The sequence below is a fragment of the Flavobacterium psychrolimnae genome (assembly GCF_003312425.1).
GTDB lineage: Bacteria > Bacteroidota > Bacteroidia > Flavobacteriales > Flavobacteriaceae > Flavobacterium > Flavobacterium psychrolimnae.
Genome location: NZ_QNUX01000021.1, coordinates 1 through 12,103 on the forward strand (window position 1 = coordinate 1; position 12,103 = coordinate 12,103).

5 protein-coding genes and 1 rRNA gene are annotated in these 12,103 nt (G+C 35.7%); 5 read left to right on the top strand and 1 reads right to left on the bottom strand.

What is annotated here, in order from left to right:
- The 4 genes from rrf to DR980_RS15955 form a co-directional block, all read left to right on the top strand.
- Positions 1 to 96, top strand: a 5S ribosomal RNA gene (gene rrf / locus DR980_RS15940); the annotation flags it as partial.
- An 833-nt stretch (positions 97 to 929) separates the two neighbouring features.
- Complete coding sequence (locus DR980_RS15945) at positions 930 to 7,226, top strand: gliding motility-associated C-terminal domain-containing protein (protein ID WP_113637941.1); 6,297 nt, start codon at positions 930 to 932, stop codon at positions 7,224 to 7,226.
- 62 nt (positions 7,227 to 7,288) lie between these two features.
- Entirely contained in the window at positions 7,289 to 8,206 is a 918-nt protein-coding gene (locus DR980_RS15950) for a PorP/SprF family type IX secretion system membrane protein (protein ID WP_113637943.1), read from the top strand.
- A 19-nt stretch (positions 8,207 to 8,225) separates the two neighbouring features.
- Complete coding sequence (locus DR980_RS15955) at positions 8,226 to 10,088, top strand: OmpA family protein (protein WP_113637945.1); 1,863 nt, start codon at positions 8,226 to 8,228, stop codon at positions 10,086 to 10,088.
- Positions 10,089 to 10,167: 79 nt separating this feature from the next.
- Here the strand turns inward: DR980_RS15955 and miaE are convergent, their stop codons facing one another.
- Positions 10,168 to 10,749 (bottom strand): tRNA-(ms[2]io[6]A)-hydroxylase, encoded by a 582-nt coding sequence (miaE, locus tag DR980_RS15960; protein WP_099713544.1) that lies wholly within the window; start codon positions 10,747 to 10,749, stop codon positions 10,168 to 10,170.
- 111 nt (positions 10,750 to 10,860) lie between these two features.
- Between miaE and DR980_RS15965 the strand changes: the two genes are divergently transcribed.
- Positions 10,861 to 12,102, top strand: coding sequence for a glycosyltransferase (locus DR980_RS15965; RefSeq protein ID WP_113637966.1), 1,242 nt, complete (start codon positions 10,861 to 10,863; stop codon positions 12,100 to 12,102).
- Position 12,103 lies beyond the last annotated feature (1 nt).

Consider the following 12,103-nt stretch of genomic DNA (forward strand, 5'->3'; position numbering starts at 1 on the left):
CGGCGGGGCTCACCTCTTCCCATCCCGAACAGAGTAGTTAAGCCCGCCTGCGCAGATGGTACTGCAGTTATGTGGGAGAGTATGTCGTCGCCTTTCTTTCAAAACCCTGTTCTAACGAACAGGGTTTTTTGTTTTATAACTTTTCGAAGTGTTCGGAAAACGCCTCGGTTGGTCGCCTTTCTTTAATCTGAACTAATTTTAGATTCTATTAAATCCTCATCATTTATTTGATGAGGATTTTTTGTTTCTAAACTCTCCGAAGTGTTCGGACAACGCCTCAGCTGGTCGTCTTTCTTTGAAGAATCCTAAAAAATGTGCAGTTGTAAAAATTAGACATAAATATTAGTTAGTCTAAAAAGGAAGAATTCTATATTTCCTCATAACTCTAAATTACAATCTGTAAGTTTTGCTTTATATTTGAAAGATTCAGACGAGGTATTTTTATTTCCCTTGTCAAAATAATTTAATATTATTGTTCTAAACTCCAGATTCTCTATACTGCAATATCAGTGTGCTATTTTTAGAAAGCAATTTTGGTGTTGGTTTTAAAGATGGTAAGCAAGTCTTTTGTTAGATTTATGCTTATATAAATAAGGATACAATTAGAACGATAAATTGGCTCGTTCTATTGAATTTGCAGCCTTTTTTGATTTGTTTTTCTACAGGAAGTAGCGACTTCTGGCTAGTAATTGCTTTATATTGTTGTCAGTTATTAATATTCATGATACTTCTTAATTCAGTGTTTTGAGTTTCTATTTAATATTCTCAGTACAAATTTTAGATAACATTCTTTTTTATATACGGCTTGATTTACTTTTCTTTTATCTTTTGTTAAATTTTTATTAATATTTTATTAGGGAAATCGATTTAAATATCTAATTTTAAATCCCAAATTAACAGACCTACATTTTAATAACAATTTTCAGTTTATGAAGAAAAAATTACTTTTATTTTTACTGTTTCATTTATTATTTGGTTTTTCTTTAAGTTCAAAAAATATAAAGAACAGCGAAAAATTAAATTATCTAAATTTTAAGTTGATTTCAGAATCCATTTCTTTAGATACTGTTAAAAAACAGAATAAGAAATCAAAATTTTTAAGAAATTCAAAAATCACAGCTGTTTTACCTGCTCCAATAACTGCTGCAGGAAGTTTATGTGGTGATGGAATCAATCCAGTACAAGTTAATATATCTGCTTTTGGAGCGAATGGAAATGAAACTATTGAGTGGTTTACTTCTCAGACTTCTGCAATCCCTATTTACACGGGAAATATTTATAGTCCGAATATTAGTGCTACAAGAACTTATTATGTACAAAGCAGACTTGGCGGCGATATTAGTATTCGTGTTCCTGTGGTGGCTTCTGTTTATGTTGTACCTCCTGCTGTTACATTGACTGTTTCACCTGCTAATAATATATCTTCTCCTTTATGTTTTGGAACACAAGTTACATTTACTGCTTCTGGTGGGGGAGATCTTTTTGAATTTTCAGTTGATGGCGTTGTTAAGCAAGGGATGTCGACTAATAAGATATTCGTCACAAATACATTAACAGATGGTCAGGTTGTTAGAGTGCGAACACGTTATGCTGTAAATTTTGATGGGAATGTTACCGAAAAAGCTTGGGGAACCGGGGCGCTAGAAGATAATTTTCTTTCAGCACCGTTTTCTGCTAATGCAACTACGGGATATGTTAATTCTTTGAAAATTAGTCCGGCTGAAGATAAATTGACATTTGGTATCGTTGGAAAAACATTAAGTAATAGAAGAATTTTGTTGTTTCTTGATACAAAATCAGGAGGATTTAATGTTTCAAATTATGGAGATGAATTGGGTTCAAGTCCTTTAGTTAATGCATTCAACTATTTTAACAATAGCCCAAGTACATTTGACTCATATTTTCAAGCAGATTATTGCTTAGCTATTGGAACTGATTTAGGAGAAAGTAATTATAGTGCTGATATAATTGAATTGAAAACAGGAATATCAATTAAAACTAATATAGGAATTGTAGCTACTGGAAGCCCATCCTCTGTTATGGGTGTGAATAAAAATAACACTGGAATTAATGATTATAATTTAGGTTTTGAAGTCGAAATTTTAAAATCACTTATCGGTTATACAACTGGCGATATCAAATTTTTTGTGATGACTATCGCTGACCAGGATGAAACGAATTATTCAATTACTAATTCCTTTTTGAGTCCAGAGAGAACTAGTAATTTGGATTACGGAAATGGAGCTGTTGATTTTAATGTTAAGGATTCAAATCCAGTTGTAGTTGCTTCATCAGCATTAACACCTTGTTATGCAGAGGCAAATATTACTATGAGTTATGTTGAAAATCCAACTTTAGCGACAGTCGGAGGAAATCAGTCTAAATGTGTTTTGACCAGCGATCCTCTTGGAGGTAATACACCTTCAGTTGGTACGGGTTTTTGGTCTAAAAAATCTGGGCCCGGCGAAGTTGTTTTTAGTGATGCTACAAGTGGATCTTCTACAGCAACGGTTACTGTGGAAGGGATTTATGTGTTTACTTGGACAATTTCAAATGGACAATGTACACCATCGTCAAGTGATATTAACGTAGAATATAATATAACTCTTCCTCCTAGTATTGATTCTATTACGCAGCCAACTTGTGCAGATAATTCAGGTAGTGTTGTATTGAATGACTTGCCTTCGGTTGGAAATTGGACAATCACTCCATCCATAGGTAGTCCTGTTACAGGATCGGGAAGTAGTTATGAATTCAGTAATTTAACTGCATCCACAACGTATACGTTTACTGTAACGAGTTTAAATAATTGCCCTTCGGTTCCAGCTGCTGTGACAATTAACGCGGTTCCACTTCTTCCGGTAGTTCCGACAACGGCTAGCGTGGCGCAACCAACTTGTGCAATACCATCAGGAAGTATTTCCATCACGACGCAATCGGGAGTAGAATACAGTTTGGATGACACAACGTATCAATCTTCGAATACTTTTTCAGGATTGGCTCCAAATAATTATACTTTGTATGTAAGAAACACAGCGGATAATACTTGTGTTACGCCTTCATCATCAGTAATTACGATTAATACGGTTCCATTTCCTCCGATTGTTCCGACAACGGCGAGCGTGGTGCAGCCAACTTGTGCAACTCCATCAGGAAGTATTTCCATCACGACGCAATCGGGGGTTGAATACAGTTTGGATGGCACAACGTATCAATCTTCGAATACTTTTTCAGGATTGGCTCCAAATAATTATACTTTGTATGTAAGAAACACAGCAGATAATACGTGTGTTACGCCTTCATCTTCAGTAATTACGATTAATGCGGTTCCACTTCCTCCGGTAGTTCCGACAACGGCTAGTGTAGTGCAACCAACTTGTGCGACTCCATCAGGAAGTATTTCTATTACGACGCAATCGGGAGTAGAATACAGTTTGGATGGTACAATCTATCAATCTTCGAATACTTTTTCAGGATTGGCTCCAAATAATTATACTTTGTATGTAAGAAACACAGCGGATAATACGTGTGTTACGCCTTCATCTTCAGTAATTACCATTAATGTGGTTCCACTTCCTCCGGTAGTTCCGACAACGGTTAGCGTGGCGCAACCAACTTGCGCGACTCCATCAGGAAGTATTTCTATTACGACGCAATCGAGAGTAGAATACAGTTTGGATGGTACAATCTATCAATCTTCGAATACTTTTTCAGGATTGGCTCCAAATAATTATACTTTGTATGTAAGAAACACAGCAGATAATACGTGTGTTACACCTTCATCTTCAGTAATTACAATTAATGCGGTTCCACTTCCTCCAATTGTTCCGACAACGGCGAGCGTAGTGCAACCAACTTGTGCGACTCCATCAGGAAGTATTTCCATCACGGCACAATCGGGAGCAGAATACAGTTTGGATGGCACAACGTATCAATCTTCGAATACTTTTTCAGGATTGGTTCCAAATAATTATACTTTGTATCTAAGAAACACAGCAGATAATACGTGTGTTACTCCTTCATCATCAGTTATCACAATTAATGCGGTTCCACTTCCTCCAGTTGTTCCAACAACGGCTAGCGTGGTGCAACCAACTTGTGCAATACCATCGGGAAGCATTTCCATTACAACACAATCGGGAGTAGAATACAGTTTGGATGGCACAACGTATCAATCTTCGAATACTTTTTCAGGATTGGTTCCAAATAATTACACATTGTATGTAAGAAACACAGCGGATAATACGTGTGTTACGCCTTCATCATCTGTAATTACGATTAATGCGGTTCCACTTCCTCCGATTGTTCCGACAACGGCGAGCGTAGTGCAACCAACTTGTGCAATCCCATCAGGAAGTATTTCCATTTCGACACAATCGGGAGCAGAATACAGTTTGGATGGCACAACATATCAATCTTCGAATGCTTTTTCAGGATTGGCTCCAAATAATTATACTTTGTATCTAAGAAACACAGCAGATAACACGTGTGTTACTCCTTCATCATCAGTTATCACAATTAATGCGGTTCCGCTTCCTCCGGTAATTCCAACAACGGCTAGCGTGGTGCAACCAACTTGTGCAATACCATCGGGAAGCATTTCCATTACAACACAATCGGGAGTAGAATACAGTTTGGATGGTACAACGTATCAATCTTCAAATACTTTTTCAGGATTAGCTCCAAATAATTATACGTTGTATGTAAGAAACACAGCAGATAATACGTGTGTTACACCTTCATCATCAGTTATCACAATTAATGCGGTTCCACTTCCTCCAATTGTTCCGACAACGGCGAGCGTAGTGCAACCAACTTGTGCGACTCCATCAGGAATTATTTCCATCACAACACAATCGGGAGTAGAATACAGTTTGGATGGCACAACGTATCAATCTTCGAATACTTTTTCAGGATTGACACCAAATAATTATTCTCTTTATGTAAGAAACACAGCGGATAATACATGTGTTACACCTTCATCAGCAGTAATTACTATTAATGCGATTCCACTTCCTCCAATTGTTCCGACAACGGCTAGCGTAGTGCAACCAACTTGTGCAATACCTTCAGGAAGTATTTCCATCACAACACAATCGGGAGTAGAATACAGTTTGGATGGCACAACATATCAATCTTCAAATACTTTTTCAGGATTGGCTCCAAATAATTATACTTTGTATGTAAGAAACACAGCGGATAATACGTGTGTTACACCTTCATCAGCAGTTATTACAATTAATGCGGTTCCGCTTCCTCCAATTGTTCCGACAACGGCGAGCGTAGTGCAACCAACATGTGCAATCCCATCAGGAAGTATTTCCATCACGACACTATCGGGAGTAGAATACAGTTTGGGTGGCACAACGTATCAATCTTCGAATACTTTTTCTGGATTGACACCAAATAATTATACTTTGTATGTAAGAAACACAGCAGATAATACGTGTGTTACGCTTTCATCATCTGTAATTACGATTAATGCGGTTCCATTTCCTCCAATTGTTCCGACAACGGCGAGCGTAGTACAACCAACTTGCGCGACTCCATCAGGAAGTATTTCCATCACGACACAATCGGGAGTAGAATACAGTTTAGATGGAACAACGTACCAATCTTCGAATACTTTTTCAGGATTGGCTCCAAATAATTATACTTTGTATGTAAGAAACACAGCAGATAATACGTGTGTTACGCCTTCATCATCTGTAATTACGATTAATGCGGTTCCACTTCCTCCAATTGTTCCGACAACGGCGAGCGTAGTACAACCAACTTGCGCGACTCCATCAGGAAGTATTTCCATCACGACACAATCGGGAGTAGAATATAGTTTGAATGGCACAACGTATCAATCTTCGAATACTTTTTCAGGATTGGTTCCAAATAATTATACTTTGTATGTGAGAAACACAGCGGATAATACTTGTGTTACATTCTCATCATCTGTAATTACAATTAATGCAATACAAGTAGTTGTTTTACCAACTTCTGCTAGTGTAATTCAACCAACTTGTGCGATTCCATCAGGAAGTATTGCAATAACAACACAACTTGGCGTAGAGTACAGTTTGAACGGCGTAACGTACCAATCTTCGAATACTTTTTCAGGATTGGTTCCAAATAATTACACATTGTATGTAAGAAACACAGCGGATAATACGTGTGCAGCTCAATCGGTATCAGTAATTACTATTAATGCAGTTCCGTTTCCTCCAATTGTTCCGACAACGACGAGCGTGGTGCAACCAACTTGTGTGATTCCTTCGGGAACTATTACAATAGTTGCTCAATCTGGAGTTGAGTATAGTTTGAATGGTTCAACCTATCAAACCTCAAATACATTTTCAGGATTAGCACCAAATAATTACCTATTGTATGTTAGAAATATTGCTGACAATACATGTTCCGTTGTAAGTCTGGCGCGTGTAACTGTTAATCCACTTCCGTTATTACCGTCAACTCCAACTTTGGTACAAGTTACACAACCAACTTGTTTGGCACCTTCCGGAAGTATTACAATTAGTACACAAGCAGATGTTCAATACAGTATAGGCAGTGGTTATCAAAACAGTCCTGTTTTTAATAATTTGGCTCCTGGTAAATACACCATGAGTGTACGATTTACTGCTAGTACAGCGTGTATTACTCTAGGTTCTGAAATAACTATAAATGCGATTCCTCCACAAATACAATTTGAAACTACAGGTGACTGTGAAAATAAAGAATATATTTTAACAGCAAATCCTCTGTCAGGTTCATACGATTCAAATGAGGTTTCTTATCAATGGAAAGATAAAGATGGAAATCTTGTTGGAACAAATTCAAATGTTTTAAATGTTACTGATGTCATCGCTTCAACTCCTACGGGACAAATAGTTTTTCCTGCAGTCTATTCGCTCACAGTGACTTCCACAGCTACAGGTTGTGAAACATCTGCGAATGTGACAGTTGAATCTGCTTATTGTAATATTCAAAAAGGAATTTCTCCAGATGGAAACGGTTCAAATGATTATTTCGATTTGAGATTGATGGACGTCAGAAAACTGGAAATATTTAACAGATACGGTATTAAGGTTTATAGTCAGGAGAATTATACAGACCAATGGAAAGGCCAGTCTAACAAGGGAGATGATCTTCCAAGTGCAACTTATTATTATGTGATTGAATTCAATAGTGGTGAGCCAAAAACAGGTTGGATTTATTTGATCAGAGAAAAACAGTAATTAATGTATTTATTAGTCCACAGGAATTTTAAGTCGACTCATAAACTGAAAAATATATAGATATGAACAAAATACTATTGATGTCGCTTTTAACACTCTTCACTTGTATAGATGTAAAAGCACAACAAGATCCACATTATACTCAATATATGTATAATATGAATGTTATCAATCCAGCCTATGCAGGTTCAAAAGAGAATCTCTCTTTAGGACTTTTATATAGAAAACAATGGGTTAATATTGAAGATTCCCCAGCTTCATTTACTTTTTCGGGCCATGCTCCAGCAGGTAAAAATGTTGGAATTGGTATCTCTTTTATTTCAGATAAAATTGGACCGGTAACTGAGCAAAATGTTTTTGGAGATTTTTCATATACATTGAAATTAGGGGATACGCAGCGATTGGCATTTGGTCTAAAAGCTGGAGTTTCTTTTCATAAAGTAGGACTTAGGGATATTCAATCGAGCTTGCCGGACCCAACAGAAGGTATCTTTGGAGAAGATATTAATGACACTTCACTGAATTTAGGGACAGGTTTATTCTATTATACTGATAAATATTATGTAGCGCTATCACTTCCTAATATGTTAAAAGCAGCGCATTTAGATTATAACGGACGTGAGTATGGCTCAGATGTATCGCATTATTTTTTAACGGCAGGTTATGTTTTTGATGTTAATTATGAACTGAAATTTAAGCCTTCCTTTATGCTGAAATCAGCCTTTGATGTGACTCCCTCCTTAGACTTGTCAGCTAATTTTTTATATCAGGAAAAGTTCGAGATTGGGGCAACGTACAGATTGCAAGACAGTTTTGGCGGAATGATTAATTTTGCAGTGACTCCAGAATTAAGAATCGGATACGCTTATGATCATATCGTTTCGGATTTAAAAGTGACGGCACCTTCGTCACATGAATTCATATTGTTATATGATTTATTTGAGTCGAAAAAAGTGTCCCGTTCCCCTAGATTTTTCTAAAAATTAATTACTCAACGTAATGAAAAAAAATACAATATTATTGTTTTTTGTGTTAGCGAGTTTTTCACTTTCCGCACAAAATAAAGAGACTAAGAATGCTGATAAATTATTTGAAAGCTACGATTATGTTGAAGCGGCCAAAGAATATATCGCATTAGTCGAAAAAGGGAATTCCGATGCCTATTTGAGCAAACAGCTCGGAGATAGTTATTTTTATATGCAAAACACTTTAGAATCTGAAAAGTGGTATGCAAAAGCAATAGAATCGCAGCAAGATGCAGAAACTTATTATAGATATGCTCAAATGCTTAAATCTAACGGTAAATATGCGGAATCAAATGCCCAAATGAAAGCATTTTCTAAGGTTGCGCCTGATGATCAGCGGGCAATTACGTTTAATAAAAATCCAAATTACCTTTCAGATTTAAATGCTATAGAAAATCGCTTTGAAGTAAGTAAACTTTCCGTCAATTCTGATAGATCAGATTTTGGAGCGGTTCTTTATGATGATATTCTTTATTTTGCAAGCGCCAGAAATGAAAGCAGCAAAATTTATGGGTGGAATGACGAACCTTTTTTAGATATTTATCAGTCTACGCATAAAGCTGATGGCAGTTATTCAGAGCCAATTCCTGTGGAAGAATTAAATACAAGATTTCATGAAGGTCCAGTTGCTATAACTAAAGATGGAACTGTCGTTTACTTTTCAAGTGAAAGTTTCAAGGATAAATTATTTGAAAAAGATAAAACACATAAGCTAAAGTTTGGTCAAGTCAATCTTTATAAAGCAGTTAAAGAAAATGGAAAATGGAGCAACATAATCCCATTGCCATTCAATAGTAAAAGCTATTCTGTTGGTAATCCTTCTATAGATAAAGATGGAAAAGTTCTTTATTTTGCTTCTAATATGCCTGGCTCTATAGGGGGAACTGACATTTGGAAAGTAACAGTGAATGGTGATGGAACATTTGGAATACCAGAAAATTTGGGAAATAAAATTAACACAGTTGGAGATGAGAATTTTCCTTTTGTAACTGATGATTCCATTTTGTATTTTTCTTCAAATGGACTAACGGGCTTTGGAAGTTTAGATGTTTTTTCTGTGGATTTAAATAAAGATTTAGAACCCAATAATCTTGGAAAACCAGTAAATACGGAGAAAGATGATTTCGCTTTTACTTTCAATACAGAAAAAAATATAGGATTTGTATCTAGTAATCGTTCCGGTAAAGATCATATTTATAGTGCGACTCCAATTTGTAAGGCCCAAATTTCCGTTGTTGTCAAAAATGCTAAAACGGCAGCTTTTTTAGCGAATTCTAAAGTAGTAGTTGTAGATGTAAACAATACTATTATTGAATCTCAAATGACAAATAGTAGTGGTGAAGTTATTTATAATGTAGAATGTAAAAAGCCGTATAAGTTAGAAGTCTTTCAAGATGGTTTTGTAACCAAATCATTTTCTGCAATAAGTGAGCAAGGCAAAATATATATTGAAGCTGAATTAGAGCCTATTGATGTTATTGTTACAGAAACAGAAATTATACTAAATCCTATTTATTTTTATTCTAATAAAAGTAATATTACGGATCGTGGTGCAGTAGAACTTGATAAATTGGTTTATGTTATGTCGCAAAACGATGCAATCAAAATTCATGTAAAAGCGCATACTGATTCCAGAGGAACTAATGAATATAATTTAGATTTATCCGACAGAAGAGCTCAATCAACTGTTGCATATATTATTTCTAAAGGTATCAATTCGGACAGGATTTTAGGAACCGGATACGGTGAATCACTACCAAAAATTGATTGTCAAGATAAGTGCACTGAATTAGAATATGCCTTAAACAGACGATCTGAGTTTATGATTGTAAAATAATGTACTGGATTCTGAGTATACAAAAAACAGGATGCTTATTGGCATCCTGTTTTTGTTTAATGTGATATTGTTTTTTTATCTAACCGTGGATAGTTTCTTGTTTACCATAGTTTGTGATAATTGAGGTTTCAAATTCGATCCATTCCTTCCAGCGTTTGTCTACATCTATATTGTCAGCATATTTGCGTGCAAACCCCAAAAAAGTAGTGTAATGTCCCGCTTCAGAAATCATTAAATCTCTATAGAAAGTGGCTAATTCAACATCTTTTATGTTTTCTGATAAAACTTTAAACCGCTCGCAACTTCTTGCTTCAATCATCGCTGAAAACAACAATCGATCACAAAGAGCGTCTTTTCGGCTGCCATCTTTTTTCATGAATTTGAAAAGTTCATTTACATAATGGTCTTTCCTTTCTCTGCCTAACGTTAATCCTTTGCTTTTTATTAGATTATGAACCAATTGCAAATGGTCTAACTCTTCTTTTGCAATGATTAACATTTCGGTTACTAATTCTTCTAATTCCGAATTATAAGTTACTAAACTTATTGCATTTGAAGCTGCTTTTTGTTCGCACCAAGCATGATCCGTCAAGATTTCTTCTATATTCGATTCAACTATATTTACCCAACGTGGGTCCGTGGCTAATTTTAATCCTAACATGATGATGAAATTTATTTGGAACAAAATTAGTGTTTTATAATCTATTTTTGATTCAAATGACCGGATTGAAGTCAAAATAGCATTATTTTGCAAATGAAATTTTATAATAATATGAATCAAGTTCAAAAGCTTTTAATTATCGGTTTTGTATGGCCGGAGCCAAATTCGTCCGCAGCAGGAGGAAGGATGATGCAGCTGATTTCACTTTTTAAAGCACAAGGTTTTAGCATTACGTTTGCCAGTCCTGCGCAAAACAGTGATTTTATGGTTGATTTAGGCGAATATGAAGTGGATAAAAAATCAATCGAACTGAACAATTCCAGTTTTGATATTTTTGTAAAAGAACTGAATCCAGCTTTAGTTTTGTTTGACCGTTTTATGATGGAAGAACAATTTGGTTGGCGCGTTGCCGAAAATTGTCCGGATGCTTTACGATTGTTAGATACTGAAGATTTACATTGTTTGCGATTGGCTCGCCAGAAAGCCTTTAAGGGAAATCGTTCTTTTAGTACAACTGATTTATTTGTAGAAGAGGTTGCGAAACGCGAAATTGCAAGTATTTTACGTTGTGATTTGTCTTTGATGATTTCCGAATTTGAAATGGAATTATTAGAATCTACATTCAAAATAGATAAAGCATTATTGTATTATTTGCCTTTTTTATTGGAACCAATCATCAGTTCTGAAATAGAGGAACTGCCTTCTTTCGAAAATCGAAAAGACTTTGTTTTTATCGGAAATTTTCTTCATGAGCCTAATTGGAATGCCGTTCAATATTTAAAGGAAACGATTTGGCCATTGATTAAAAAACGTCTGCCAGAAGCTGTATTGAATGTGTATGGCGCTTATCCTTCACAAAAAGTACTACAATTACATAACAAGAAAGAAAGCTTTATAATCATGGGACGAGCGATTGATGCTCAAGAAGTAGTTCAGGAAGCACGAGTGGTCTTGGCTCCTTTGCGTTTTGGTGCAGGTATTAAAGGAAAATTATTAGAAGCGATGCAGTGCGGAACGCCAAATGTTACGACTTCCATTGGTTCAGAATCCATGCATGGTGATTTGCCTTGGAATGGTTTTATTACGGATGATGTAGCTGATTTTGTCAATGCCACAGTACAATTATTTCAAGACAAAGCAATTTGGCATAAAGCCCAGAAAAATGGATTTAAAATTATCAATCAACGCTATTCTAAAGGTTTGTTCGAGAGTAGTTTTAGAACTAAAATTGAATTTTTACGCTCTAATTTACCGCAGCATCGATTGAATAATTTTATGGGTTCCATGTTGCAACATCATACTTTAAAAAGCACGAAATATATGTCGCGTTGGATTGAGGAGAAGAATAAATAAA

What these genes read in the sequence shown, in the direction of transcription:
- miaE (WP_099713544.1), bottom strand. Translation starts at nt 10,749, where the DNA reads ATGTTAGGATTAAAATTAGCCACGGACCCACGTTGGGTAAATATAGTT.
- DR980_RS15950 (WP_113637943.1), top strand. Translation starts at nt 7,289, where the DNA reads ATGAACAAAATACTATTGATGTCGCTTTTAACACTCTTCACTTGTATA.
- DR980_RS15965 (WP_113637966.1), top strand. Translation starts at nt 10,861, where the DNA reads ATGAATCAAGTTCAAAAGCTTTTAATTATCGGTTTTGTATGGCCGGAG.
- DR980_RS15945 (WP_113637941.1), top strand. Translation starts at nt 930, where the DNA reads ATGAAGAAAAAATTACTTTTATTTTTACTGTTTCATTTATTATTTGGT.
- DR980_RS15955 (WP_113637945.1), top strand. Translation starts at nt 8,226, where the DNA reads ATGAAAAAAAATACAATATTATTGTTTTTTGTGTTAGCGAGTTTTTCA.